Annotated in this window: 24 protein-coding genes; 15 read left to right on the top strand and 9 right to left on the bottom strand. The window is 60.1% G+C overall.

Features of this window, described 5'->3' with window-relative positions; all coding sequences use genetic code 11:
* The first annotated feature begins 11 nt into the window (after positions 1 to 11).
* Complete coding sequence (gene gdhA, locus DBR18_RS12455; protein ID WP_108590532.1) at positions 12 to 1349, top strand: NADP-specific glutamate dehydrogenase; 1338 nt, start codon at positions 12 to 14, stop codon at positions 1347 to 1349.
* Here gdhA and DBR18_RS12450 read toward each other — a convergent pair.
* The 4 genes from DBR18_RS12450 to DBR18_RS12430 form a co-directional block, all read right to left on the bottom strand.
* A complete protein-coding gene (locus DBR18_RS12450; RefSeq protein ID WP_108590531.1) occupies positions 1346 to 1840 on the bottom strand; it encodes a GreA/GreB family elongation factor in 495 nt (164 codons plus the stop codon). The two genes, gdhA and DBR18_RS12450, sit on opposite strands and share 4 nt — an antisense overlap.
* Before the next feature lie 70 nt (positions 1841 to 1910).
* A complete protein-coding gene (locus DBR18_RS12445) occupies positions 1911 to 2267 on the bottom strand; it encodes a hypothetical protein (protein WP_108590530.1) in 357 nt (118 codons plus the stop codon).
* Between the two features lie 211 nt (positions 2268 to 2478).
* Positions 2479 to 4332, bottom strand: a complete 1854-nt coding sequence (locus DBR18_RS12435; protein WP_108590529.1) for a DUF4105 domain-containing protein — start codon at positions 4330 to 4332, stop codon at positions 2479 to 2481.
* Positions 4333 to 4596: 264 nt separating this feature from the next.
* The gene (locus tag DBR18_RS12430) at positions 4597 to 5085 is read right to left on the bottom strand and encodes a DUF3015 domain-containing protein (RefSeq protein WP_007909797.1); all 489 of its coding nucleotides are present in this window, start codon (positions 5083 to 5085) and stop codon (positions 4597 to 4599) included.
* 300 nt (positions 5086 to 5385) lie between these two features.
* On the opposite strand from DBR18_RS12430, the gene DBR18_RS12425 reads away from it, so the two are divergent.
* Together DBR18_RS12425 and DBR18_RS12420 are read left to right on the top strand one after the other, a co-directional pair.
* A complete protein-coding gene (locus tag DBR18_RS12425; protein WP_108590528.1) occupies positions 5386 to 7824 on the top strand; it encodes a Lon protease family protein in 2439 nt (812 codons plus the stop codon).
* Positions 7825 to 8149: 325 nt separating this feature from the next.
* Positions 8150 to 8479 (top strand): hypothetical protein, encoded by a 330-nt coding sequence (locus DBR18_RS12420; protein WP_007963794.1) that lies wholly within the window; start codon positions 8150 to 8152, stop codon positions 8477 to 8479.
* A 6-nt stretch (positions 8480 to 8485) separates the two neighbouring features.
* On the opposite strand, the gene DBR18_RS12415 is transcribed toward DBR18_RS12420, so the two are convergent.
* Positions 8486 to 10318 (bottom strand): hypothetical protein, encoded by a 1833-nt coding sequence (locus DBR18_RS12415; protein WP_108590527.1) that lies wholly within the window; start codon positions 10316 to 10318, stop codon positions 8486 to 8488.
* A gap of 174 nt (positions 10319 to 10492) precedes the next feature.
* Here DBR18_RS12415 and DBR18_RS12410 point away from each other — a divergent pair, with 174 nt between their 5' ends.
* The 3 genes from DBR18_RS12410 (at position 10493) to DBR18_RS12400 (ending at position 12163) form a co-directional block, all read left to right on the top strand.
* Positions 10493 to 10981 (top strand): TIGR00645 family protein, encoded by a 489-nt coding sequence (locus tag DBR18_RS12410; RefSeq protein WP_007963798.1) that lies wholly within the window; start codon positions 10493 to 10495, stop codon positions 10979 to 10981.
* A 136-nt stretch (positions 10982 to 11117) separates the two neighbouring features.
* A complete protein-coding gene (locus DBR18_RS12405) occupies positions 11118 to 11423 on the top strand; it encodes a DUF6482 family protein (protein WP_108590526.1) in 306 nt (101 codons plus the stop codon).
* Positions 11424 to 11545: 122 nt separating this feature from the next.
* The gene (locus DBR18_RS12400) at positions 11546 to 12163 is read left to right on the top strand and encodes an FKBP-type peptidyl-prolyl cis-trans isomerase (protein WP_007963802.1); all 618 of its coding nucleotides are present in this window, start codon (positions 11546 to 11548) and stop codon (positions 12161 to 12163) included.
* A gap of 136 nt (positions 12164 to 12299) precedes the next feature.
* Here the strand turns inward: DBR18_RS12400 and DBR18_RS12390 are convergent, their stop codons facing one another.
* The 3 genes from DBR18_RS12390 to DBR18_RS12380 form a co-directional block, all read right to left on the bottom strand.
* Positions 12300 to 12557, bottom strand: coding sequence for a hypothetical protein (locus tag DBR18_RS12390; RefSeq protein ID WP_105708368.1), 258 nt, complete (start codon positions 12555 to 12557; stop codon positions 12300 to 12302).
* A 205-nt stretch (positions 12558 to 12762) separates the two neighbouring features.
* Entirely contained in the window at positions 12763 to 13104 is a 342-nt protein-coding gene (locus DBR18_RS12385) for a zinc ribbon domain-containing protein YjdM (RefSeq protein ID WP_003228364.1), read from the bottom strand.
* Positions 13105 to 13263: 159 nt separating this feature from the next.
* Positions 13264 to 14232, bottom strand: coding sequence for a polyprenyl synthetase family protein (locus DBR18_RS12380; protein ID WP_007963807.1), 969 nt, complete (start codon positions 14230 to 14232; stop codon positions 13264 to 13266).
* Positions 14233 to 14473: 241 nt separating this feature from the next.
* Here DBR18_RS12380 and rplU point away from each other — a divergent pair, with 241 nt between their 5' ends.
* The 5 genes from rplU to DBR18_RS12355 all read left to right on the top strand — a co-directional run bounded on the left by rplU (position 14474) and on the right by DBR18_RS12355 (position 18284).
* A complete protein-coding gene (rplU, locus tag DBR18_RS12375; RefSeq protein WP_003228361.1) occupies positions 14474 to 14785 on the top strand; it encodes a 50S ribosomal protein L21 in 312 nt (103 codons plus the stop codon).
* Between the two features lie 35 nt (positions 14786 to 14820).
* On the top strand, positions 14821 to 15078 hold the full coding sequence (rpmA, locus tag DBR18_RS12370) for a 50S ribosomal protein L27 (protein WP_003228360.1): 258 nt from the start codon (positions 14821 to 14823) through the stop codon (positions 15076 to 15078).
* A gap of 192 nt (positions 15079 to 15270) precedes the next feature.
* Positions 15271 to 16494: an Obg family GTPase CgtA gene (gene cgtA, locus DBR18_RS12365; protein ID WP_108590524.1), complete on the top strand. Its 1224-nt coding sequence runs from the start codon at positions 15271 to 15273 to the stop codon at positions 16492 to 16494.
* A 190-nt stretch (positions 16495 to 16684) separates the two neighbouring features.
* Positions 16685 to 17803 carry a glutamate 5-kinase gene (gene proB / locus DBR18_RS12360; RefSeq protein WP_025108783.1) on the top strand — a complete coding sequence of 373 codons (1119 nt, stop codon included), beginning with the start codon at positions 16685 to 16687 and terminating at the stop codon, positions 17801 to 17803.
* Positions 17804 to 17816: 13 nt separating this feature from the next.
* Positions 17817 to 18284: a CreA family protein gene (locus DBR18_RS12355; RefSeq protein WP_003228353.1), complete on the top strand. Its 468-nt coding sequence runs from the start codon at positions 17817 to 17819 to the stop codon at positions 18282 to 18284.
* A 177-nt stretch (positions 18285 to 18461) separates the two neighbouring features.
* Here DBR18_RS12355 and rpsT read toward each other — a convergent pair whose 3' ends face one another.
* Entirely contained in the window at positions 18462 to 18734 is a 273-nt protein-coding gene (gene rpsT / locus DBR18_RS12350; protein ID WP_003228351.1) for a 30S ribosomal protein S20, read from the bottom strand.
* 252 nt (positions 18735 to 18986) lie between these two features.
* On the opposite strand from rpsT, the gene murJ reads away from it, so the two are divergent.
* From murJ to lspA, 4 genes are all read left to right on the top strand, one after another.
* A complete protein-coding gene (murJ, locus tag DBR18_RS12340) occupies positions 18987 to 20525 on the top strand; it encodes a murein biosynthesis integral membrane protein MurJ (protein WP_108590523.1) in 1539 nt (512 codons plus the stop codon).
* A gap of 129 nt (positions 20526 to 20654) precedes the next feature.
* Positions 20655 to 21593, top strand: coding sequence for a bifunctional riboflavin kinase/FAD synthetase (gene ribF, locus DBR18_RS12335; RefSeq protein ID WP_177482375.1), 939 nt, complete (start codon positions 20655 to 20657; stop codon positions 21591 to 21593).
* A 13-nt stretch (positions 21594 to 21606) separates the two neighbouring features.
* On the top strand, positions 21607 to 24438 hold the full coding sequence (gene ileS / locus DBR18_RS12330) for an isoleucine--tRNA ligase (RefSeq protein WP_108590521.1): 2832 nt from the start codon (positions 21607 to 21609) through the stop codon (positions 24436 to 24438).
* Entirely contained in the window at positions 24431 to 24943 is a 513-nt protein-coding gene (gene lspA / locus DBR18_RS12325) for a signal peptidase II (protein ID WP_003228341.1), read from the top strand. Before ileS ends, lspA begins: the two co-directional genes overlap by 8 nt.
* The last annotated feature ends 5 nt before the right edge of the window (positions 24944 to 24948 follow it).

Here is a 24948-nt window from a genome sequence, read left to right as displayed (position 1 = left end):
AGACTTTTCCCATGATCGAATCCGTCGAATCCTTCCTCGCCCGCCTGAAAAAACGCGATCCGGATCAACCCGAATTCCACCAGGCCGTCGAAGAAGTCCTGCGCAGCCTGTGGCCGTTTCTCGAAGCCAATCCGCATTACCTGACCTCGGGCATTCTGGAGCGCATCTGCGAGCCGGAGCGGGCGGTGGTGTTCCGCGTGTCGTGGGTCGACGATCAGGGCAAGGTTCAGGTCAATCGCGGTTTCCGCATCCAGATGAACAGCGCCATCGGCCCGTACAAGGGCGGCTTGCGCTTCCATCCTTCGGTGAACCTGGGCGTGCTGAAGTTTCTCGCCTTCGAACAGACGTTCAAGAACTCCCTGACCTCGTTGCCCATGGGCGGCGGCAAGGGCGGTTCGGACTTCGATCCGAAGGGCAAGAGCGACGCCGAAGTCATGCGTTTCTGCCAGGCGTTCATGAGCGAGCTGTACCGCCACATCGGCGCCGATGTTGACGTACCGGCTGGTGACATCGGTGTCGGCGCGCGGGAGATCGGCTTCCTGTTCGGCCAGTACAAACGCCTGAGCAACCAGTTCACCAGCGTATTGACCGGCAAGGGCATGACCTACGGCGGCAGCCTGATTCGGCCGGAAGCCACCGGTTTCGGTTGCGTGTATTTCGCCGAAGAAATGCTCAAGCGCCGCGAGCAGACCGTCGAAGGCAAGCGCGTGGCGATCTCCGGTTCCGGCAACGTCGCCCAGTACGCGGCGCGCAAGGTCATGGATCTGGGTGGCAAGGTGATTTCCCTGTCCGACTCCGAAGGCACGCTGTACTGCGAGTCCGGCTTGAGCGAAGAGCAGTGGTTGGCGCTGCTGGAGTTGAAGAACGTCAAACGCGGGCGCATCAGCGAATTGGCCGCGGCGTTCGGTCTGGAGTTCCGTGCCGGTCAGTTGCCGTGGTCGCTGCCGTGCGACATCGCGCTGCCCTGCGCAACGCAGAACGAACTCGACGCCGAGTCCGCCCGCACCCTGCTGCGCAACGGCTGCATCTGCGTGGCCGAAGGCGCGAACATGCCGACTACGCTTGCGGCTGTGGATATCTTCATCGAGGCCGGCATTCTGTTTGCCCCGGGCAAGGCGTCCAACGCCGGCGGGGTGGCGGTGAGCGGTCTGGAGATGTCGCAGAACGCCATGCGCCTGCTGTGGACGGCGGGTGAGGTGGACAGCAAGTTGCACGCGATCATGCAGTCGATCCACCACGCCTGCGTGCATTACGGCGAAGAGAACGGGCGGATCAACTACGTCAAAGGTGCGAACATCGCCGGTTTCGTCAAAGTGGCCGATGCGATGCTGGCCCAAGGTGTGGTTTAAGCCGGTTCGATACGGATCACTTCGATCAACTGATCGCCAGCGGGGCGCTGCCACAGCACTTCGTCATTGAGCCGCGCGCCGAGCAGGGCGCGGCCCAGCGGCGAAGCCCAGTTGATCAAGCCTTGGCTGGCGTCGGCCTGATCTTCGCCGACCAGTTGCACCCGACTTTCGGTGTCGTGTTCGTCGGCGTAGGTCACCCAGCTGCCGATCTGCACTTTATCGGTCGAGGTCGCAGGGGCCGCGACCCGTGCGCTGGCGAGGCGCTGGTTGAAGTAGCGCAAATCCCTTTCGAGATCGGCCTGGCGTTGCTTGTCGGCCTGTTCTCCCTTGGCCGATTGCTCGGCGTGCAGGCTTTGCAGTTCGGCGACTTTGGCCTGCAACTGCGCCAATCCCTGCGGTGTGACGTAATTGGGCTGCGTGCTGACCTGCCGTTCGACGGGCTGATCGGCTTGCGCAGCGGCATTGTCTTCGTTGACGAAAGCGCGGCTCATGGTGTCCTCCTCGAATGAGGTTTGGGCCATGCTCGCAGGCATTTGGTTTCACCGGATGTCTGGAAGCGACCTATTGCGAGCGATAAGCCCGCCCGGCGTCCTGATCCTTCTGCTGCTGCCAGGCGCGCTCGCGTTCGTCCCAGTGCTCGTTGCGATACTCTTCGCGATCCTTGTTTTCCAGCATCGCCTGACACTGACGAAAACCGTCGGTCCAGCCTTCGGCGTATTGCTTGTCCTTGAGATAGCGCGGCACGTTCTTGCGAAACTCGCCACTGATCGAACCGGCGGCTTGCCGGCCGCTGACGCAGCCGTCGTCAAAACCGTCGGCGAAGGCCGGTGGATAACCTTTGGCGATCAAGTTTTCGTGGGTAGTCTGGCAACCCCCGAGCAACAGCAAAACACCCAACAGCCCCGCACACCGCCACATCGCACTCTCCCGCGCCGGTTCTCGGCTTATGGGGAAAGTCTAGAAGGTGATTCGTCGGACGTTGGTGAAAGGCATGTAGGTAATTCGTTGAACACCACAAATCCCTGTAGGAGTGAGCCTGCTCGCGATAGCAATTTACCAGTCACTGTTGCTGTGTCTGACCTACCGCTATCGCGAGCAGGCTCACTCCTACATGGGGCTAGGTTCCGGATCAGTAGTGATACCACTTCACCTCGAGCATCACTTCGGTTTCCGGCGTCGCCACATGACTGAACTCACGCTGTGCCGTAAGGCGCAAACCGAGGTTGCGCGACAATTCCCATTGCTGGTTCAGGCTCAGGCTGCGGCGCACTTCGCCGTTGGTGAAGTAATCGCCCTTGGCCTCGACGCTGAGATTGCCCAGCGGGTTTTTCCACAGCACGCCGGTATTGAAGCCACCGGCCGGCGTGACGAACCCGGCGAAGTCATTGTTGTGTTCGATGCGCACCGTGCCAAGGGCAAAGCCGAGCGTATCTTCGCCCAACTGCCAGGTGCCGCCACCGCCGCCGTTGACGTGGCTGACCAGGTTTTCGTCATCGTGTTTGCCCGGTACGCGCTCGAGGCCGCCGGTGACTTGCCACGACAGTGGTTGCAGCAACTCATTACGCGGCGTCAGCGAGCGGATGGTCGCCAGATCGAGTTGCTGGAACTGCCACTGGTTGCCTTCGTACTGACGCAACTTCATCTGCAGGATCTCGATCTGCGCGCCGAGGGGGAAGCTTTCGGCGTTGTCGTTGAGATCGTGATAGGCCATGCGCAAACCGTACTCGCCGAAGGCACGATCGCCCCGAGTGCCGACGCCGGCCTGCCAGGTGCGTGATTCGTGGCCGTCTTCGGGCAGGCCCGGTTGCGGGATCTGCAGCTCCGGCGCCGGGTTCTTGTTGATCGCCCGCAGCAGTTCGAAACTGCGCTGTGCGCGTTGCGGATCACGCTCCTGACCGTTGGCGCGGTAGCGCTCCAGACGATACGCGGCGTCGATGATCAGCGCCTGACGATCCCGGGGCAGGGCCTTGAAGGTCGGCTCCTGCAACACCTGTTGATCGGCGCTGACTTTCAGCACCCATTGCTGTTCTTCCTTGTTCAACGGCTCGGCACGGCTGAGCAGCTCACGCTCGCGGGACGGGCGATATTCGATGCTTTCCACCAGCCCGGCTTCCTTCACCGCTTTGACCGTGTCGGTGGGGATGGCGGTCAGCGGGAATTGCTCAGTCAGGCGCAGGCTCGGGCGCGCCACTTGCAGCAGTTCGAGCAGGCGATAGGAGCAGTTTTCATCGAAGAAGAAATAGTCGAACTGGATCTGCTTCAGCTCCCACACATGCTCGACCATGCGTGCGGTTTCTGCTTGCGTCAGATTCAGCCGGTATTCCCACAGGTCGCGGTTTTCCAGGCTGCGGTACTCGGAGAGTTTTTCCTGATAGGGCACCAGCGCAAACAGCCCCGGATAGCCGCCCATCAAGCCTTTCCAGGCATAAAGAATGCTGTTGTCGGAGCCTTCGATGTAGGCGCCGAAGTTGATCGCGTAGCTGAGCAGCGAGGTCTTGTCGGCCTGCACGTCGGCCTGATCGATACGCAGCAGGGTGTGGCCGAACATCGACGACGGACTGTTGAGGTAGGCCGCCGGGAAGATCATCACCGCGCTGTGCGGCGAGACGTCCTTGAACCACTTCTTGAATTCGGCGCAATCGGGGGCGGGCAGGTCGGTGAGGTTGAGCTGCGCTTTCAGCCAGCGGGTGCGCGCCGGGTAGACGCACTGCGCGTGTTGCTCGCCGAGGCTGGCCGGGGCATACATTGCCTGCACGGTGGCGGCCAGTTCATGGTCGGGGTGTTCGTTGCCATCGGGCGCCAGAAAGAATTTCTTGTCGCTGACATAGCTGCGCCAGCCGCCGAGCTTGGCAGTTTCGTAGTGACCGAGGGAAATCCAGAAGCGGTCGTTGGCCAGTTGCTGCAAACGTTGAGGATCGATGTGAGGCGCGGCGGACAGCGGGGCGCAGACACAGAGCGCCAGCCAGGCAAGGCGTTTGAGCATAAGTGGCAACTTAAGTCGAAAGAAAATAAAACCCGGATCGGGCTGCGATCACTCCCCTGTGGCGAGGGGATTTATCCCCGATGGGCTGCGAAGCGGCCCTCATACCTGCAAAACTCGGTGTATCAGATACACCGAATTGAATGGTTTCACGACTGCTCCGCAGCCGATCGGGGATAAATCCCCTCACCACAGGTTCAGCGTCACATTCGAGTGATTGCACTCAAAACAAAACCCGCTTCCCGAAAGAAGCGGGTGGGGTCGAGCTTATGCCTGAGTCGCGTACTTGGCCAGACGTGGGTCTGATTTCAGCACGGCCAGGGTGTTGGTATGCACGTCTTCAGCGGTTACGTCAGCCTTGCTGAAGATCTGCTGGAAGTGCTCGTGAGTGACAGCAGCGAAGTGCGCGCGATCTTCCGGCGCCACGCCCAGTACCACGGCATAGGTCGTCAGCGCTTCGCCGTTGCCCTTGGCCATGTCTTCGGACAGCTCGTTCATCATGCCATTCATGGCGAACCAGGATTTACCGCCGTAGGTCAGCGACGCGTTGGTCGAGCAACCGTTGGTGCCGGAAGTCATGCCGAACGTAGCGTTACCGGAGGTGCCGTTAGTGGTGGATGCCAGGAAGTGTGCCGGGGTGCCACGCTGACCTTCGAACAGCATGTTGCCCCAACCGCAATCCGGGCCACCCGGGGCTTGCGCCATGGCGTTGATGGAAACAGCGGTGAAGAGAGTACCGAGAAGAATCCGTTTCATAGCTTTGTTCTCTTTGTGTGCATACCAATGGACAGGGTTCTGGCCCCCCAAGCTCTGCTATCACAGACCCTTAAAGCGCCAGTGGGCCGGTATTAGTTCCAGCCGCGCAGTTTGGAGTTTAGGCAGGTTCCGGGGGTTCCGTGATTTTTTACAAAAGATTTGGCGATAACCCCGGTTTCACGGGGGACGGTTCGGGGTTGGCCGGTTGTCTATGCTTTGTCGTGTGGCGCGCCTTGCCAGTGGGGCACGGGCAGCGCCAGAATGCCGCTATCTGCCCCGCCTGATTGTTAAGGAAGCCCGATGCCTGATCCTGTTGCTGCCAGCTTGCGTCTAGCGCCCGAAGCGCTGACCCGTCCGTTTTCCGCTGAACAGTTCAGCTTCACTACCACCAATGATCTGGAGCCCTTTCGCGGTGTGCTTGGCCAGGAACGTGCGGTCGAAGCCTTGCAGTTCGGTGTGGCCATGCCGCGCCCCGGTTACAACGTCTTTGTCATGGGCGAACCGGGCACCGGTCGCTTCTCGTTCGTCAAACGCTACCTGAAGGCCGAAGGCAAGCGCCTGCAGACCCCGGCGGACTGGGTCTACGTCAACAATTTCGATGAGCCGCGCGAGCCTCGTGCACTGGAATTGCCGTCCGGCACCGCCGGCGCCTTCATTGGCGACATCAACGGCTTGATCGACAACTTGCTGGCGACGTTCCCGGCGGTATTCGAACACCCGTCCTACCAGCAAAAGAAAAGCGCCATCGACCGCGCTTTCAACCAGCGCTATGACAAGGCGCTGGACGTCATCGAACGTCTGGCCCTGGAAAAAGACGTCGCCCTGTATCGCGACAGCAGCAATATCGCCTTCACGCCGATGCTCGAAGGCAAGGCGCTGGACGAAGCCGAGTTCTCGCAATTGCCGGAAGCCGATCGTGAGCGTTTCCACGAGGACATCTCCGGCCTCGAAGAACGCCTGAACGAAGAACTCGCCAGCCTGCCGCAGTGGAAGCGCGAGTCGAACAATCAGCTGCGTCAGCTCAACGAAGAAACCATCACCCTGGCGTTGCAGCCGTTGCTGTCGCCGCTGTCCGAGAAGTACGCCGAGAACGCTGCGGTCTGCGGTTACCTGCAGGCGATGCAGGTGTACCTGCTCAAAACCGTGGTCGAGCAACTGGTCGACGACAGCAAGACCGACGCCGTGGCGCGCAAACTGCTGGAAGAGCAATACGCGCCGAGTCTGGTGGTCGGGCATCCGGCCAGCGGCGGTGCGCCGGTGGTGTTCGAGCCGCACCCGACTTACGAGAATCTGTTCGGCCGCATCGAATACACCACCGATCAGGGAGCGCTCTACACCACTTACCGCCAGTTGCGCCCGGGTGCACTGCATCGCGCCAACGGCGGCTTCCTGATCCTTGAAGCGGAAAAAATGCTCAGCGAGCCATTCGTGTGGGATGCGCTGAAGCGCGCCCTGCAATCGCGCAAACTGAAGATGGAATCACCGCTGGGCGAGATGGGCCGTTTCGCCACCGTGACCCTCAACCCGCAACACATCCCGTTGCAGGTCAAAGTCATCATCATCGGCGCGCGGCAGCTGTATTACACGCTGCAGGACCTGGATCCGGACTTCCAGGAGATGTTCCGCGTGCTGGTCGACTTCGACGAAGACATTCCGATGGTCGACGAAAGCCTGGAGCAGTTCGCCCAGTTGCTGAAAACCCGCACTTCGGAAGAAGGCATGGCGCCGCTGACCGCCGATGCGGTGGCGCGTCTGGCGACCTACAGCGCACGGTTGGCCGAGCATCAGGGGCGCTTGTCGGCGCGGATCGGTGATCTGTTTCAACTGGTCAGCGAGGCGGATTTCATCCGCCATCTGGCCGGTGATGAAATGACCGATGCCGGGCACATCGAGCGGGCGCTGAAAGCCAAGGCCACCCGCACCGGCCGCGTGTCGGCAAGGATTCTCGACGACATGCTTGCCGGAATCATCCTGATCGACACCGACGGCGCGGCGGTCGGCAAGTGCAACGGGCTGACCGTGCTGGAAGTCGGCGATTCGGCGTTTGGTGTGCCGGCACGGATTTCTGCCACGGTGTACCCGGGCGGCAGTGGCATCGTCGACATCGAGCGCGAGGTCAACCTCGGGCAGCCGATCCACTCCAAGGGCGTGATGATCCTTACCGGGTATCTGGGCAGCCGTTACGCCCAGGAATTTCCGCTGGCGATTTCCGCGAGCATCGCGCTGGAGCAGTCCTACGGTTACGTCGATGGCGACAGCGCGTCGCTGGGCGAGGCGTGCACGCTGATTTCGGCGCTGTCGAAAACCCCGCTCAAGCAGTGCTTTGCGATCACCGGTTCCATCAACCAGTTCGGCGAAGTGCAGGCGGTCGGCGGGGTCAACGAGAAGATCGAAGGTTTCTTCCGCCTCTGCGAAGCCCGCGGGCTGACCGGCGAGCAGGGCGCGATCATTCCGCAGGCCAACGTCGCCACGCTGATGCTCGACGAGAAGGTGCTGGCGGCGGTGCGTGCCGGGCAATTCCACGTGTACGCGGTGCGTCAGGCTGATGAGGCGTTGAGCCTGCTGGTCGGCGAGCCGGCTGGTGAGCCGAATGCCGAAGGCGAATTCCCCGAAGGCAGTGTCAACGCACGGGTGGTGGAACGTCTGCGGGTGATTGCCGAGATGATCAGCGAAGACGATCTGAAAGAGGCCGAGAAGGAACTGGCGCAGGAGGCGTTGGCCGAGGCCAAACCGGCCTGAACCTTAACCCGGTAAAAATTGTGGGAGGGGGCTTGCTCCCGAAGACGGTGGATCAATCGACACATTAGCTGATTGATCTGCCGTCTTCGGGAGCAAGCCCCCTCCCACAGTTGTTTTCCATATTGGGTTTTGCGGTGAACTCCGTGAAAAGTGCCACTACTCTGGCGTCAATATTCACACAATGACCATTCGGCGCCTTCTGGTTCCATCCGGCTTGCGCGGCGGACTTTTCTTCTATTCTCAGCTCAAGGACATCGACAGTATCACTGGATCGAAACAGCCTTCGCGTGAAGGCTGAATACAGGCTTTACCGAGGGTCGCCGCCATGTCGCGCAACCTCTGCCTCACCCGTCAATGCCTGGGTCTTGTCACCCGCATCGAATGCGCCATCAAGCCGTTGGCCGGCGATAACGGCATGTGGACCTTGCTCTTCGCCGCCGGCATGGCCGGTGAACAACCTTCCGCCATCAAGGCTCAGGGCCCGTTTCATGGGCCGGTCGCCGCCGAGTCGATTCTCGACACCATTGTTGAAAGCCTGACGATGCACGGCTACGAACTGGCCGACGATCCGCAGATCTGGAGCCTGCACCTGCAAGCCCAGCTGCGCCAGATCAACGGCGGGCGTGGGCGTACGGTCGGCGTGTTCGACCACTAGGCGCCATCACGGCTCCGTGTCGGGCATCTGCGCCTTGTCGAGCTTGACCTCAAAGCCGTATTGCACGGTATTGAGGTCGGTTCGCTGATAGGTCTCCACCTGCGTTGGACGGCCATAGAAGTAATGCACGCCGAACAGCGCCGGGCCTTGCCCACTCGCGTCATGACTGACCGAGAGGATCTGTTTCAGGTAGTTGCCGCTGTCGTCCTTGACGAAGAATCGCCAGGCGTTGGCCGGGAACAGTTTCAGATCCACCACCAACATGTTGTTCCTGATCTCCAGGCCTTTGGGCAGGGATTTGGCGTCGTAGGTTTTCTTGTCCACGGTTGCGAGAAACAACGGCATCGAGCCCACGGCAATTGCCGGGGTTTCCGGGAACAGGTTCAAATCGTAAGTGATGGTCGCCTGCAGCGGATCGACCTGATACGCCTCGGGTGGCAGTTCGATCGGCTCGTCGAGTTTGCCGCTGCGTTTTTCGGTGAAGAACGTGACCGGACTGTCGCCCGGGTTGAAGTCATCGCCCAGCAGTTCATCGTTGAAGGTGCGCCGGTGGGAAAACTCGATGCGCGCTGCGCTGGGGTCCTCCACGGATTGATGAATGCGGATGCCGGCCTTCAATTCTTCCTCGGTGAGGTCTGCACCCTTGAGCCAGTTGGGCGCCAGATCGTCATAGACCACCACCGCCGGATCCAGCGGCTGGACGGTTTTTTCCGTGGTGTGCTGGCTGAACGTGCGTACCGGCAGATCCAGCGCCTTGCGGGTGACGGTCGCTGATGAGAAATCGAGCACGCTGACTTCCAGGGTATCGATCGGGCCATTGAAGTAGACCTTGTTGTAACGGCGCGGGTGCTGTTGCTCGAAGGCGTGCTGATCGTCCTCCAACTGTTTTTCGAGGGCCTCGTTCCAGGTTTTCTGTTGTTGCAGTTTCGCCAGTTGTTTTTCGTAGAAGTCGACTTGCGCCGGGCTCTCATTGATCGAACCGGCGCGCACCAGGTATTGCCCGCTGGTGTCGCGGGCCTGAACGATCAGCGGATTGAGTTGCGCGCCTTCGACCTCTGGAGCCAGTGGCTGGCTATTGCTGAATTCGACTTCGGCGTAGTTTTTTGCAAGCTTCAGCAGGGTGACGCTGAGGTTGTCGTCGGTGCGGGTCTGGCCGACGTCCTTCTGGCTCAGGTTGAAGCTGAACAGGCGGCGCGGCGCGATGACTTCCACTTTGCCTTGCAGGCTCACCGGTTGCGGCTGGCTCTTCCTGTCCACATCCAGACCCTCGATGAACGGGTAGGTCACGGTCAGGTCGTCGGGGTTGGTGACGTTGGAGCTGGATGGGCTCAACTGGATGCCGGGGTCGGTTTCCGACCACTCCGGCTGATAGGCGATCACCCGTTTGTTGCTCAGCGTCACCGACTGCCATTCCACGCCATGCGGGAACAGGAAACCGCCGGGAATGTTGAGGTTGAAGGGGAACACCGGTTGCAGGTCAGTGAGGTAGTCGGAACTGGCGTCCTTGTGCAGCACGAACAGCCCGTTGATAAAGGTATCGACCAGCGCCTGCGGGGAAGGGTAGTGCTTGAGGATGCCGAGGGTGTCTTCGCCGTAGACGGTTTTCAGCGGTGTGCTGTCGAGTTTGAGCTGCGCGCGTTCGAGCAGCAACAGCGAACCGCCCAACTCGGACACGGCATCCTTGAGTTTCGGGTCGGCGATGGCATCCAGCGAATGTTCGAAGGTTGCCGTTTTTGCTTCAAGGCTTACCGAAGGCTTTTTCTCATCGCCGGGAGAGCAGCCGCCCAGCAATAGAGCGAGGCAAATTCCGGCAGTCATCATCGGCAATCGCACATCCATTTCCAGTCGTCCTGTCCACTTTCGCTAGGCGGTCAATGGTTTGGACAGTAGCAGAAAAAAAATCACATACACACGCAGGTGGCGGTGATTGGCGGTGCGAGCCGGGCGGTTTCTGGCTGTCACGGGCGGCTGGTATACTCGCCGCCGATTTCAATCCTTATCGTGTGAGAGTCAATGGAACGCTTTATCGAAAATGCAATGTACGCCACGCGCTGGCTGCTGGCGCCGATCTACATCGGGCTGTCCCTAGGGCTGCTGGCGCTGGCATTGAAATTCTTCCAGGAAGTGTTTCACGTCATTCCCAACGTGTTCTCGATGGCCGAGTCGGATCTGATCCTGGTGCTGCTGTCGCTGATCGACATGGCGCTGGTGGGCGGCCTGCTGGTGATGGTGATGATTTCCGGCTACGAAAACTTCGTGTCCGAGCTGAACATCGACGAAGGCAAAGAGAAGCTCAGCTGGCTGGGCACCATGGACTCCTCGTCGCTGAAGATGAAAGTGGCGGCGTCGATCGTGGCGATTTCCTCGATCCACCTGCTGCGCATCTTCATGGACGCCAAGAACGTCGATCCCGAGCACCTGATGTGGTACGTGATCATCCACATGACCTTCGTGATCTCGGCGTTTGCCATGGGCTATCTGGACAAGCTCACCAAGCACTGATCATTGACTGAACGCTGCAAAAAACACCGCCCGGCTGTTGCAAAACAGACGGGCGGTGTCGTTTGTGGCTTGTGCTTTGGTGCGCGCGGGCATATCCCTGTAAATCTCTTCGCTCGCCACCGCATGAGGTGCGTTCATGAACCTGCAAGAGCTGAATGCGTTTGCCATTGCCAGAAAGGTCGATGAGCTGAACCTGATCTCCATGGAGGGCGGGATCTACCTGCTCGAAGCGCGGATGCACGGGGCGGCGTATCCGTTGAGTGACCCCAAGGGCGAGATGCTTAAGCTGCGTTCGGTGGAGCATGCGCGGGATTTGCTGCATAACTTTCCGGTGCTGCCGTTCAACCTCGTCCACACCTCGGTACACGATGAAATGTGTGGCCTGGGCGCCAGTGGCGAGGAAAGCCTGAAAGTGCCGCTGGCCTGGCGTTCGGCCCTGTAGGCGTTGCGCGCCATCGCTGGGCATCTGTGCTAGTCTGCTCGCCCTTTTAGGTTCCGGGCGCGCCGGGACGCGCTGTGCACGCACGGCAAGTCTTGTGGCCGTCCGCACAGCGGAGCAGTGTCATGTCCGAAGTAAATCTGTCCACCGACGAAACCCGCGTCAGCTACGGCATCGGCCGTCAGCTGGGTGACCAGCTGCGCGACAACCCGCCACCGGGTGTCAGCCTGGACGCTATCCTGGCCGGCCTGACCGACGCATTCGCCGGTAAGGAAAGCCGTGTTGGCCAGGAAGAAATGTCCGCCAGCTTCAAGGTGATCCGCGAGATCATGCAAGCCGAAGCCGCTGCCAAGGCTGAAGCCGCCGCCGGCGAAGGCCGTGCGTTCCTGGCTGAAAACGCCAAGAAAGAAGGCATCACCACCCTGGCTTCCGGTCTGCAATTCGAAGTGCTGACCCAGGGCGAAGGCGCCAAGCCATCCCGTGAAGACACCGTGCGTACTCACTACCACGGCATGCTGATCGACGGCACTGTGTTCGACAGCTCCTACGATCGCGGCCAGCCAGCAGAATTCCCGGTAGGCGGCGTGATCGCCGGCTGGACCGAAGCCCTGCAACTGATGAATGCCGGCAGCAAATGGCGCCTGTACGTGCCGAGCGAATTGGCTTACGGCGCTCAAGGCGTTGGCAGCATTCCGCCGCACAGCGTTCTGGTATTCGACGTCGAGCTGCTGGACGTTCTGTAATGCCCGGCCTGTCCCTGTGACAGGTCAATAATGTGGGAGCGGGCTTGCTCGCGAAGGCGTCCTTTCAGGCAATCCATTCGTTTCCTGACACACCGCTTTCGCCAGCAGGCTGGCTCCCACAGTTTTACCGCGCTACTCATATTTCGATCTTGTGATGCAGTTCACTGGTCGGGCGCAAGGCCCGGGCATAGCAGAACAGGAACAGATTGCGCACCAGCTCCTTGAGCACCAGTGGCTCGCTGGAATTCAGGCTGCTGACGTCCAGATCGCCTTGATCCTGCAACTCGTGCAGGGCTTCTTCCTCCAGTACCGCGCAGACTTCCCCGGTTTCCCGATGCAGGATTCTGAGGTACGGGTGTGGACGATCCAGCCAGGCGTCGATCAAATAAGTCATGGTTCTCATCTCCTTGAAAGGTTTCAATGAGAATAATTCTTATTCGTCAAATAGCAAGCGCCTATTGGCGGATTGCGATTTTTTGTGGGTAAAGATTGCGTAAGGTCAAATCGGCTGGCGTCTGGCTATTACGCGAATGTGCGGGAGCAAAACGGGGAGGGCGAAGCTCCATCCCACGCCGAGCGCGGGATGGATGACGGCGGGATCAGACTTTTCTGACGAACTCGGATTTGAGCTTCATCGGGCCGATGCCATCGATCTTGCAGTCGATGTCGTGGTCGCCATCGCACAGGCGGATGTTCTTGACCTTGGTGCCGACCTTGACCACCAGCGAGGTGCCCTTGACTTTCAGGTCCTTGATCACGGTGATGGTGTCGCCGTCCTGCAGCACATTGCCGACCGAATCTTTCTTCACGGCATCATCGGACGCCACTTCGGCTTCGCCATTGGCCGACCACTCGTGGGCGCACTCAGGGCAGATCAGTTGGGCACCGTCTTCGTAGGTGTATTCGGAATTGCATTTCGGGCAGGGTGGCAACGTGCTCACTAAGGCTCCTTGGTAGGGGATCGCTAAAAGTCGCACATTGTATAGGGTTTTAGCCTTTGATGGAGCCAAAAGCAAAAGATCGCAGCCTTCGGCAGCTCCTACCGATGATTGTGCAGGAGCTGCCGAAGGCTGCGATCTTTTGATCTTGCTTCAGCGGTATCAGTGCGTACGGGCGACCGCAAACTCGCTCAGTTCCACCAGCGCATCGCGGTATTCGCTGGCCGGCAGCGCGTCGAGGCACTTGATTGCACGGGCCACGTAATCGCGAGCCAGTTGTGCGGTGTATTCCAGCGAGCCCGAAGCCTCCACGGCGATGCGGATGCTTTCCAGGTCTTCGATCCCGCCTTTCTGGATCGCCTGGCGCACCAGTGCAGCCTGTTCCGGCGTGCCTTCGCGCATGGTGTAGATCAATGGCAGGGTCGGCTTGCCTTCGGCCAGGTCGTCGCCGACGTTCTTGCCCAAAGTCTCGGCGTCGCCCTTGTAATCCAGCAGGTCGTCGACCAGCTGGAACGCCACGCCCAGGTGATCACCGAAGGTACGCAGGGCTTCGCTCTGCTCGGCAGTGGCACCGGCCAGTGCGGCAGCGCTGTGGGTAGAGGCTTCGAAGAGCATCGCGGTCTTGCCGCGGATGACTTCCATGTAGGTTTCTTCGGTGGTGCTGGCGTCGCGCACTTTGGACAGCTGCAACACTTCGCCTTCGGCGATGATGCGGGTGGCCTGGGACAGGATCTTCATCACCGGCATCGAACCCAGCTCGACCATCATTTCGAACGAGCGCGAGTACAGGAAGTCGCCGACCAGCACGCTCGGGGCATTGCCCCACATGGCGTTGGCGGTCGAACGGCCACGGCGCATGCCGGACATGTCGACCACGTCGTCATGCAGCAGGGTCGCGGTATGCAGGAATTCGATGGTGGCGGCGAGCAGACGCAGGTCATCGCCTTCGCGGCCCAGGGCTTTGCCACACAGCAACACCAATAAAGGACGCAGGCGTTTACCGCCGGCCGAGGTGATGTAATCGCCGATTTTCGATACCAGCGGCACTCGGGAAGTCAGCTGCTTCTTGATGATGCCGTCGACGGCGCTAAAATCGTCCGCCACCGCGCGGTAGAAAGCTTGGGGTTGCATCAGCGACAGTTGCTCCAGAAGGGTTGCGCGGCATGCTAGGACCCACACCGGGGCCTGTCAAGGCGCGATGGACGGCCACTTGCGTGACTCTCGCGGCTTGCGTACAATCGCGCACCCTGAACTTCCTGGGCAGCACCTGCCTTACGCAATTGCACTTGGGCCGTTCCAGCCCCATGCAGCCATGCCAGCCAATACCTCTTCTTATAAAGAGCTGGGTGAGCAGGATTATCGGAGAAATACCATGTACGCAGTAATCGTTACCGGCGGTAAGCAATACAAGGTCGCTGAAGGTGAATACCTGAAGATCGAAAAACTGGAAGTCGCCACTGGCGAATCCGTGACTTTTGACCGCGTTCTGCTGGTCGCCAATGGCGACGACGTGAACATCGGCGCACCTGTTGTTGCTGGCGCAACCGTCAAGGCTGAAGTGATCTCCCAAGGTCGTCACGATAAAGTCCGTATCATCAAGTTCCGTCGCCGTAAGCACCACATGAAGCGTATGGGCCACCGCCAGTGGTTCACCGAGATCAAAATCACCGGTATTCAGGCTTAATTACAGCCTAATTCCTCACTAGGAGAATTGAACTCATGGCACACAAAAAAGCTGGTGGTAGTACCCGTAACGGTCGCGACTCAGAAGCCAAACGCCTTGGCGTGAAGATGTATGGCGGCCAGGTCATCAAGGCCGGCAACATCATCGTGCGTCAGCGCGGCACCCAATTCCACGCTGGCTACGGCGTTGGCATGGGTAAAGATCACACTCTCTTCGCCAAAATCGAAGGCGTGATCAAGTTTGAAGTAAAAGGCGCCTTCGGTCGTCGTTACGTGAGCGTTGTCGCGGCTTAATCGCGAGATCGCTGGAAGAGCCCTGTCTTGCGACGGGGCTTTTTCGTTTGTGGGGTGAGTCTCTTGCAAAACTGTTTGTATGGGCTGTCGGCGTGCGATGCGGGTCGTGTTTGGGGTCGCTGCGCTCATTTTTGCAAGAGTCTTATGTCTTGATTGTTTTTCGGCTCGTCCGTATGGCGAGAGGCGTTGGTTATGAAGTTTGTTGATGAAGTATCGATTCGCGTAAAGGCTGGTGATGGCGGCAATGGCGCCATGAGTTTCCGTCGGGAAAAGTTCATCGAGAACGGTGGTCCGAACGGCGGTGATGGCGGTGACGGCGGTTCCATCTACATGATGGCCGACGAAAACCTCAACACCCTGGTCGATTACCGTTACACCCGGCACTTCGATGCTGAACGTGGCTCCAATGGTGGCAGCACCGACTGCACCGGCAAGAAGGGTGAAGACCTGATCCTGCGTGTGCCGGTCGGCACCACCGTGATCGACTCGGCCACCCAGGAAGTGATCGGCGACCTGACCAAGGCCGGCCAGAAACTGATGGTCGTGCAGGGCGGCTGGCACGGGCTGGGTAACACCCGTTTCAAATCCAGTACCAACCGTGCGCCACGCCAGACCACGCCGGGCAAGCCGGGTGAGCAGCGTGACCTGAAACTGGAAATGAAAGTGCTGGCTGACGTTGGTCTGCTGGGCTTGCCGAACGCTGGTAAAAGTACCTTTATCCGTTCGGTGTCGGCGGCCAAGCCGAAAGTTGCCGACTACCCGTTCACCACGCTGGTGCCGAACCTCGGTGTGGTCAGTGTCGACCGCTGGAAGAGCTTCGTCATTGCCGACATCCCGGGTCTGATCGAAGGCGCTTCCGACGGTGCTGGCCTGGGTATTCGCTTCCTCAAGCACTTGGCGCGTACGCGTCTGCTGTTGCACCTCGTCGACATGGCGCCGCTGGATGACACCAGCGCACCGGACGCAGCCGAAGTGATCGTCAACGAACTGGTCAAATTCAGCCCGTCGCTGGCTGAGCGTGATCGCTGGCTGGTGCTGAACAAGTGCGACCAGATCCTTGAGGAAGAGCACGAAGAGCGCGTCAAGGAGATCGTTGATCGCCTGCAGTGGGAAGGCCCGGTCTACGTGATCTCGGCCATCGCCAAAGAAGGCACTGAGCGTCTGACGCGCGACATCATGCGTTATCTGGAAGATCGTGCCGATCGCCTGGCCAACGACCCGGCGTACAAGGAAGAGCTGGCCGATCTCGATCAGCGCATCGAAGACGAAGCCCGTGCCCAGTTGCAGGCGCTGGATGACAAGCGTGCCCTGCGTCGCAGCGGCGTGAAATCGGTCCACGACATCGGCGACGATGACTGGGACGAAGAAGATGTGGACGACGAAGACGGTCCGGAAATCATTTACGTGCGTGACTGATTCCTGCCGCAGGCTGCGATCTTTTGCTGTGCTGAGGATCGCGGTCGGGGTGCGGTGTTATGATCCTTCGCACGCCGGCTACAAAGGCGCCGCTCAATCGAGCGGCGTTTTGGTATCTGGAGATTGGTAGCCACGAATAACGTCACGGGCAGTGCCAGGTCGCGCTGCCCTCAAGCCAAGGTTGAAGATGATGCGGAGCAAGGTGACAGGTGCGCAGCGTTGGGTCGTGAAGATCGGCAGCGCTTTGCTGACGGCGGACGGCAAGGGGCTGGATCGCAAGGCAATGGGTGTCTGGGTTGAGCAGATGGTTGCCCTGCATGAGGCGGGTGTCGAGCTGGTGCTGGTGTCTTCCGGTGCAGTGGCTGCCGGCATGAGCCGACTGGGCTGGACCGCACGACCCAGTGCGATGCATGAACTCCAGGCTGCTGCTGCAATCGGCCAGATGGGGCTGGTGCAGGCCTGGGAGTCGAGCTTTGCCGAGCATGGCCGGCACACTGCGCAGATTCTCCTGACCCACGACGACCTGTCCGACCGCAAGCGCTATCTGAATGCCCGCAGTACGCTGCGCGCTTTGGTCGAGCTGAAAGTCATCCCGGTGATCAACGAAAATGACACTGTGGTCACCGACGAAATCCGTTTTGGTGACAACGACACGCTGGCGGCGCTGGTGGCCAACCTGGTCGAGGCGGATCTGTTGGTGATCCTCACCGATCGCGACGGCATGTTCGATGCTGATCCGCGCAATAACCCTGATGCGCAGCTGATCTACGAAGCGCGCGCCGATGATCCGGCCCTTGATGCGGTGGCGGGCGGTACGGGCGGTGCGCTGGGACGCGGCGGCATGCAGACCAAGTTGCGTGCGGCGCGTCTGGCGGCCCGCTCCGGGGCGCACACGATCATCGTCGGCGGTCGTCTGGAGCGAGTGCTCGATCGCCTGAAGGCTGGCGAGCGCATTGGCACCTTGCTGTCGCCTGAGCGCGGCATGCTGGCGGCGCGCAAGCAATGGCTGGCCGGGCATCTGCAGACTCGGGGCACACTGGTGCTGGACGAGGGGGCGGTGTCGGCGTTGTCCCAGGGCAACAAGAGTTTGCTGCCGGTTGGTGTCAAGCTGGTGCAGGGCAGCTTCCGCCGTGGCGAGATGGTGGTTTGCGTGGCGCCGGATGGACGTGAGATCGCCCGTGGCCTGGCCAACTACAGTGCGCTTGAGGCGCAAAAAATCATCGGTCAGTCGTCGGATGCGATTGTCGGCGTGCTGGGCTACATGGCTGAGCCGGAGCTGGTTCACCGTGACAACCTGATTCTGGTCTAAGGAAAAAAACGCGATGCGCATGGCAAAAGGATTGTTGGGTCTGCTGATGGCGTTGCCATTGCTGGCCTCGGCCGAGGAAATCGGTCAGGTGTCGACGGTATTCAAGTTCGTCGGTCCGAATGACCGGATCGTAGTCGAGGCTTTCGATGATCCGAAGGTCGATGGCGTGACCTGCTACCTGTCTCGCGCCAAAACGGGTGGGGTGAAGGGTGGGCTGGGTTTGGCCGAGGATCGCGCCGAGGCGTCGATTGCCTGCCGTCAGGTCGGCCCGATCAAGTTCAAGGGCGAGCTGAAGGATGGTGATGAGGTGTTCAAGGAGCGCACTTCGCTGGTGTTCAAGACCATGCAGGTGGTGCGCTTCCTCGACAAGAAGCGCAATACGCTGGTGTACCTGGTCTACAGCGATCGCGTGATTGAGGGTAGCCCGCAGAATGCGGTCACCGCGATTCCGATTGTGCCGTGGGTGCCTGTCCAGCAATAACACAGCAAATCCAGATGTGGGAGCGGGCTTGCTCGCGAAAGGGTCGTGTCAGTCGCAAGTGATGTCGGCTGACAGATTGCATTCGCGAGCAAGCCCGCTCCCACTTTTTGTCGTGCTCACCAAATCGCAGGCAATAAAAAACCGACCCTAAGGTCGGTTTTTTAATGACTACGTCGATTAAGCAGCTTCTTTCAGTGCCTTGACGTGGCCATTCAGACGGCTCTTATGACGAGCAGCCTTGTTCTTGTGGATGATGCCTTTATCGGCCATACGGTCGATAACTGGCACAGCCAGAACGTATGCAGCTTGAGCTTTTTCAGCGTCTTTTGCGTCGATGGCCTTAACTACATTCTTGATGTAGGTACGAACCATGGAACGCAGGCTGGCGTTGTGGCTGCGACGCTTCTCAGCCTGTTTTGCACGTTTTTTGGCGGAAGGTGAGTTGGCCACCGTCGAGCTCCTCGAAAGACTTTTTAGGAAATAGCAAACAAAATAGGCCGCGAATCATGCCGATGAAGAGATGTCTTGTCAAGGGCGCTTGAAACGTTCCGCTAAGTGGTAGGTATAAAGAGGCGGGATATTTATTTCCGGCGCTTGACCTGTAAACTCGCGAGCTTTGGCTCTGTGCTGTTGCGGCGCGGAGTATCGCACAAGTGGGCGCATTGTTCGCCTGCTGTTTATCGACAGGCACAAATTCCTTCAATGAATCTGCTCAAATCGTTGGCCGCTGTCAGCTCTATCACGATGCTTTCCCGGATTCTGGGGTTTGTCCGTGACACGCTCATCGCTCGCACATTCGGCGCCGGCATGGCGACGGACGCCTTCTTCATTGCCTTCAAACTGCCCAATCTGCTGCGACGCATCTTCGCCGAAGGTGCGTTCTCGCAGGCCTTCGTGCCGATTCTGGCGGAATACAAAAGCCAGAAGGGTGAAGAGGCGACCCGTACCTTCATCGCTTATGTGTCCGGTCTGCTGACACTGGTGCTGGCGCTGGTTACCGCGCTGGGCATGATCGCCGCACCGTGGGTGATCTGGGCCACGGCGCCGGGGTTTGCCGACACGCCGGAAAAATTCCAGCTTACGTCCGACCTGCTGCGGGTGACGTTCCCTTATATATTGCTGATTTCCCTGTCCTCGCTGGCCGGGGCGATTCTCAACACCTGGAACCGTTTTTCGGTGCCGGCCTTCGTGCCGACTCTGCTTAACGTCAGCATGATCGTGTTTTCACTGTTCCTGACGCCGTATTTCGATCCTCCGGTCATGGCCCTTGGGTGGGCGGTGCTGGCCGGTGGTCTGGCGCAATTGCTTTACCAACTGCCACACCTGAAAAAGATCGGCATGCTCGTGCTGCCACGCCTGAACCTGCGTGATACCGGGGTCTGGCGGGTGATGAAGCAAATGCTGCCGGCGATCATCGGTGTCTCGGTCAGCCAGATTTCGCTGATCATCAACACCATTTTTGCCTCGTTCCTTGTAGCCGGTTCAGTGTCGTGGATGTATTACGCCGACCGTTTGATGGAGCTGCCGTCCGGCGTGCTCGGTGTGGCACTGGGCACCATTTTGCTGCCGACCCTGGCCAAGACCTACGCGAGCAAGGATCGCCATGAATATTCGCGAATCCTCGACTGGGGTCTGCGTCTGTGCTTCGTGCTGGTGCTGCCATGTGCATTGGCGCTGGGGATTCTCGCTGAGCCGCTGACCGTCTCCCTGTTCCAGTACGGTCAGTTCAGTGCGTTTGATGCCTCCATGACCCAGCGTGCGTTGATTGCCTATTCTGTCGGTCTGCTCGGGATTATCGTGATCAAAGTGCTGGCGCCGGGCTTCTATGCGCAACAGAACATCCGGACTCCGGTAAAAATCGCGATCTTTACCCTCGTCTGCACGCAATTGTTCAACCTGGTATTGATCGGCCCGCTGGCTCACGCCGGCCTCGCGCTGGCGATCAGTGCCGGTGCCTGCCTCAATGCCGGGCTCTTGTTCTATCAACTGCGCAAGCAAAAGATGTATCAGCCGCAACCGGGCTGGTACCTGTTCGGCTTCAAGCTTGTGGTGGCGGTGGCGGTAATGTCGGCAGTGTTGCTGCTGGGGATGCACTTCATGCCGGCCTGGGATCAGGGGCACATGCTGGAGCGCTTCCTGCGACTGGGTGCTTTGGTGGTCGCGGGGGTTGTGGCGTATTTCGGTATGCTTCTGCTGCTCGGGTTCCGCCTGCGCGACTTCAATCGCAAGGCGTTGAGCTGAGGTTTCACCCTTTATAAACGGGCTCGGGCCGGCGGTTTTGTCGGCTCGATCACTTTGCGTTACGGTGTTGCCTGTCGTCGACCGTCGGGTGTGGTTATAATCGACCACTTTATGAGCAAGAAGCGCGTTATGCAGCTGGTTCGAGGCCTCCACAACTTGCGCCCCCAGCATCGGGGCTGCGTCGCCACTATTGGCAACTTTGACGGTGTTCACCGTGGTCACCAGGCTATCCTGGCCCGGCTGCGTGAGCGTGCGCTCGAGTTGGGCGTACCCAGCTGCGTGGTGATTTTCGAGCCGCAGCCGCGGGAATTTTTCGCCCCGGAGACCGCGCCGGCGCGTCTGGCCCGCTTGCGCGACAAGCTGCAACTGCTGGCCGCCGAAGGCGTCGACCGGGTGTTGTGCCTGGCGTTCAACCAGCGTCTGAGCAAGCTCAGCGCCAGTGAGTTCGTCGATACCATCCTGGTGGATGGCCTGGGCGTGCAGCATCTGGAAGTCGGTGACGATTTCCGCTTTGGCTGTGACCGCCTCGGCGATTTCGACTTTCTGCTGCAGGCCGGTCAGGTTCACGGTTTTACCGTAGAAGCCGCGCAAACCGTCGAGCTGGACGGCATTCGCGTCAGCAGCACGCAGGTGCGCAACGCGTTGGCCGCCGCCGATTTTGCCCTGGCCGAACGCCTGCTCGGCCGCCCGTACCGGATCGCCGGTCGCGTGCTGCACGGCCAGAAACTGGCCCGGCAACTGGGTACGCCCACTGCCAACATTCAACTCAAGCGTCGTCGCGTACCGTTCACCGGGGTGTATCTGGTGGACGTGAACATCGACGGCAAGACCTGGCCCGGTGTCGCCAATATCGGCGTGCGGCCCACGGTCCAAGGTGATGGCAAAGCCCACCTTGAAGTTCATCTACTGGATTTTGCCGGCGATCTGTATGACCGGCGTCTGACGGTGGTTTTCCACCAAAAGCTGCGTGAAGAGCAGCGTTTCGCCTCTCTGGAGGCACTGAAAACGGCGATCAACGCGGATGTCGCCGCCGCCCGTGCACTAGCCGCACCTAGCGCCCATCGCTAATGAAGAGCCTTAAATGACCGACTATAAAGCCACGCTAAACCTTCCGGACACCGCCTTCCCAATGAAGGCCGGCCTGCCACAGCGCGAACCGCAGATCCTGCAGCGCTGGGACAGTATTGGCCTGTACGGAAAGTTGCGCGAGATTGGCAAGGATCGTCCGAAGTTCGTCCTGCACGACGGCCCTCCGTACGCCAACGGCACGATCCACATCGGTCACGCACTGAACAAGATTCTCAAGGACATGATCATCCGCTCGAAGACCCTGTCGGGTTTCGACGCGCCGTATGTTCCGGGTTGGGACTGCCACGGCCTGCCGATCGAGCACAAGGTTGAAGTGACCCACGGCAAGAACCTGGGCGCGGACAAGACCCGCGAGCTGTGCCGTGCCTACGCCACCGAGCAGATCGAAGGGCAGAAGACCGAATTCATCCGTCTCGGCGTGCTGGGCGACTTCGCCAACCCGTACAAGACCATGGACTTCAAAAACGAGGCCGGGGAAATCCGCGCCCTCGCCGAAATCGTCAAGGGCGGTTTCGTGTTCAAGGGCCTCAAGCCTGTGAACTGGTGCTTCGATTGCGGTTCGGCCCTGGCCGAAGCCGAAGTCGAGTACGAGAACAAGAAGTCCTCGACCATCGACGTGGCCTTCCCGATCGCCGACGAAGCCAAACTGGCCGCCGCGTTCGGTCTGCCGTCGCTGGGCAAACCTGCCTCGATCGTGATCTGGACCACCACCCCGTGGACCATTCCGGCCAACCAGGCGCTGAACGTGCACCCGGAATTCAACTACGCGCTGGTCGATATCGGCGACAAGCTGCTGGTCCTGGCTGAAGAGCTGGTTGAATCCTGCCTTACCCGTTACGGCGTTGAAGGCACCGTACTGGCCACCGCGCCAGGTTCGGCGCTGGAACTGATCAACTTCCGCCACCCGTTCTACGACCGTCTGTCGCCGGTTTACCTGGCCGACTATGTGGAACTGGGCGCCGGCACCGGTGTGGTTCACTCTGCCCCGGCCTACGGCGTGGACGACTTCGTGACCTGCAAGAAGTACGGCATGGTCAACGATGACATCCTCAACCCGGTACAGAGCAACGGTGTGTACGTGCCGTCGCTGGAATTCTTCGGCGGCCAGTTCATCTGGAAGGCCAACCCGGCCATCGTCGAAAAACTGACCGAAGTCGGTGCGCTGATGCACACCACCGTCATCGAACACAGCTACATGCACTGCTGGCGTCACAAGACCCCGCTGATCTACCGCGCCACCGCGCAGTGGTTCATCGGCATGGACAAGGAGCCGGTCAGCGGCGACACCTTGCGCGTACGCTCGCTCAAAGCCATCGAAGACACCAAGTTCGTTCCGGCCTGGGGCCAGGCGCGCCTGCACTCGATGATCGCCAACCGTCCGGACTGGTGCATCTCCCGTCAGCGCAACTGGGGCGTGCCGATCCCGTTCTTCCTGAACAAGGAAAGCGGCGAGCTGCACCCACGCACCGTTGAGCTGATGGAGGAAGTCGCCAAGCGCGTGGAAGTCGAAGGCATCGAAGCCTGGTTCAAGCTCGACGCCGCCGAACTGCTGGGCGACGAAGCGCCGCTGTACGACAAGATCAGCGACACCCTCGACGTCTGGTTCGACTCGGGCACCACCCACTGGCATGTGCTGCGCGGTTCGCACCCGATGGGCCACGAGACCGGCCCGCGTGCCGACCTGTACCTGGAAGGCTCCGACCAGCACCGTGGCTGGTTCCACTCGTCCTTGCTGACCGGTTGCGCCATCGACAACCATGCGCCATACCGCGAGCTGCTGACCCACGGCTTCACCGTCGACGAGTCCGGCCGCAAGATGTCCAAATCCCTGGGCAACGTGATCGCGCCGCAGAAAGTCAACGACACCCTGGGCGCCGACATCATGCGTCTGTGGGTCGCTTCGACCGACTATTCCGGCGAGATGGCCGTGTCCGAGCAGATCCTGCAACGCAGCGCGGACGCCTATCGTCGCATCCGTAACACTGCGCGCTTCCTGCTTTCCAACCTGACCGGTTTCAACCCGGCCACCGACCTGCTGCCGGCTGAAGACATGCTGGCGCTGGATCGCTGGGCCGTTGACCGTACCCTGCTGCTGCAGCGCGAGTTGCAAGAGCACTACGGCGAATACCGTTTCTGGAACGTCTATTCGAAGATCCACAACTTCTGCGTGCAGGAGCTGGGTGGTTTCTACCTCGACATCATCAAGGACCGCCAGTACACCACCGGCGCCGACAGCAAGGCCCGTCGCTCGTGCCAGACCGCGCTGTTCCACATCTCCGAAGCGCTGGTGCGCTGGATCGCGCCGATCCTCGCCTTCACCGCTGACGAGCTGTGGCAGTACCTGCCGGGCGAGCGCAACGAATCGGTGATGCTCAACACCTGGTACGAAGGTCTGACCGAGCTGCCGGAAGGCTTTGAGCTGGGTCGCGAGTACTGGGATCGCATCATGGAAGTGAAGGTTGCGGTCAACAAAGAGATGGAAATCCAGCGTGCGGCCAAAGCCGTCGGTGGCAACCTGCAAGCCGAAGTGACGCTGTTCGCCGAGGAGGCGCTGAGCGCCGACCTGGCCAGGCTGAGCAACGAGCTGCGCTTTGTCTTGATCACGTCGACTGCCAGCGTGGCGCCTTTCGTTCAAGCCCCTGCGGACGCGGTAGCCACCGAAGTCAGCGGCCTGAAACTGAAGATCGTCAAGTCGGCCTTCCCGAAGTGCGCCCGTTGCTGGCACTGCCGCGAAGACGTCGGCGTGAACCCGGAGCATCCGGAAATCTGCGGCCGTTGCGTGGACAACATCGATGGCGCCGGCGAGGTTCGTCACTATGCCTAACGCCGTTGGCCGTTTCGGACGGTTGAGCTGGCTCTGGTTGAGTTTGCTGGTTCTGGTCATCGACCAGGCCAGCAAGTTCTACTTCGAAAACAAGCTCGAAATGTTCCAGCAGATCGTGATCATTCCCGATTACTTCAGCTGGACGCTGGCCTACAACACCGGCGCTGCCTTCAGCTTCCTGGCTGACAGCTCCGGCTGGCAGCGCTGGCTGTTCGCCCTGATCGCGATCGTGGTCAGTGCGGTGCTGGTGGTCTGGCTCAAACGTCTGGGCCGTAACGAAACCTGGCTGGCCGTCGCGCTGGCGCTGGTGCTGGGCGGCGCGCTGGGCAATCTGTATGACCGCATTGCCTTGGGCCATGTGATCGACTTCATTCTGGTGCACTGGCAGAACCGCTGGTATTTCCCGGCGTTCAACTTCGCCGACAGCGCCATCACCGTTGGTGCGGTGATGCTGGCACTGGACATGTTCAAATCGAAGAAAACCGGAGAAGCCGTTCATGACTGAACAGT

The sequence above is a fragment of the Pseudomonas sp. HMWF021 genome (genome assembly GCF_003061005.1).
Taxonomy (GTDB): domain Bacteria; phylum Pseudomonadota; class Gammaproteobacteria; order Pseudomonadales; family Pseudomonadaceae; genus Aquipseudomonas.
The sequence above is the reverse complement of the archived record's forward strand: the minus strand, read 5'-3'. Positions and strand labels throughout refer to the sequence as shown.

Bases quoted from the DNA above. Each gene is read 5' to 3' on its own strand.
- lspA (WP_003228341.1), top strand. From the start codon at position 24,431: ATGCCTAACGCCGTTGGCCGTTTCGGACGGTTGAGCTGGCTCTGGTTG.
- DBR18_RS12450 (WP_108590531.1), bottom strand. From the start codon at position 1,840: ATGAGCCGCGCTTTCGTCAACGAAGACAATGCCGCTGCGCAAGCCGAT.
- gdhA (WP_108590532.1), top strand. From the start codon at position 12: ATGATCGAATCCGTCGAATCCTTCCTCGCCCGCCTGAAAAAACGCGAT.
- DBR18_RS12415 (WP_108590527.1), bottom strand. From the start codon at position 10,318: ATGGATGTGCGATTGCCGATGATGACTGCCGGAATTTGCCTCGCTCTA.
- DBR18_RS12355 (WP_003228353.1), top strand. From the start codon at position 17,817: ATGCGCATGGCAAAAGGATTGTTGGGTCTGCTGATGGCGTTGCCATTG.
- DBR18_RS12380 (WP_007963807.1), bottom strand. From the start codon at position 14,232: ATGCAACCCCAAGCTTTCTACCGCGCGGTGGCGGACGATTTTAGCGCC.
- DBR18_RS12390 (WP_105708368.1), bottom strand. From the start codon at position 12,557: ATGACTTATTTGATCGACGCCTGGCTGGATCGTCCACACCCGTACCTC.
- DBR18_RS12405 (WP_108590526.1), top strand. From the start codon at position 11,118: ATGAACCTGCAAGAGCTGAATGCGTTTGCCATTGCCAGAAAGGTCGAT.
- murJ (WP_108590523.1), top strand. From the start codon at position 18,987: ATGAATCTGCTCAAATCGTTGGCCGCTGTCAGCTCTATCACGATGCTT.
- DBR18_RS12420 (WP_007963794.1), top strand. From the start codon at position 8,150: ATGTCGCGCAACCTCTGCCTCACCCGTCAATGCCTGGGTCTTGTCACC.
- ileS (WP_108590521.1), top strand. From the start codon at position 21,607: ATGACCGACTATAAAGCCACGCTAAACCTTCCGGACACCGCCTTCCCA.
- rpmA (WP_003228360.1), top strand. From the start codon at position 14,821: ATGGCACACAAAAAAGCTGGTGGTAGTACCCGTAACGGTCGCGACTCA.
- DBR18_RS12425 (WP_108590528.1), top strand. From the start codon at position 5,386: ATGCCTGATCCTGTTGCTGCCAGCTTGCGTCTAGCGCCCGAAGCGCTG.
- rplU (WP_003228361.1), top strand. From the start codon at position 14,474: ATGTACGCAGTAATCGTTACCGGCGGTAAGCAATACAAGGTCGCTGAA.
- DBR18_RS12430 (WP_007909797.1), bottom strand. From the start codon at position 5,085: ATGAAACGGATTCTTCTCGGTACTCTCTTCACCGCTGTTTCCATCAAC.
- DBR18_RS12435 (WP_108590529.1), bottom strand. From the start codon at position 4,332: ATGCTCAAACGCCTTGCCTGGCTGGCGCTCTGTGTCTGCGCCCCGCTG.
- DBR18_RS12445 (WP_108590530.1), bottom strand. From the start codon at position 2,267: ATGTGGCGGTGTGCGGGGCTGTTGGGTGTTTTGCTGTTGCTCGGGGGT.
- DBR18_RS12410 (WP_007963798.1), top strand. From the start codon at position 10,493: ATGGAACGCTTTATCGAAAATGCAATGTACGCCACGCGCTGGCTGCTG.
- ribF (WP_177482375.1), top strand. From the start codon at position 20,655: ATGCAGCTGGTTCGAGGCCTCCACAACTTGCGCCCCCAGCATCGGGGC.
- DBR18_RS12400 (WP_007963802.1), top strand. From the start codon at position 11,546: ATGTCCGAAGTAAATCTGTCCACCGACGAAACCCGCGTCAGCTACGGC.
- cgtA (WP_108590524.1), top strand. From the start codon at position 15,271: ATGAAGTTTGTTGATGAAGTATCGATTCGCGTAAAGGCTGGTGATGGC.
- proB (WP_025108783.1), top strand. From the start codon at position 16,685: ATGCGGAGCAAGGTGACAGGTGCGCAGCGTTGGGTCGTGAAGATCGGC.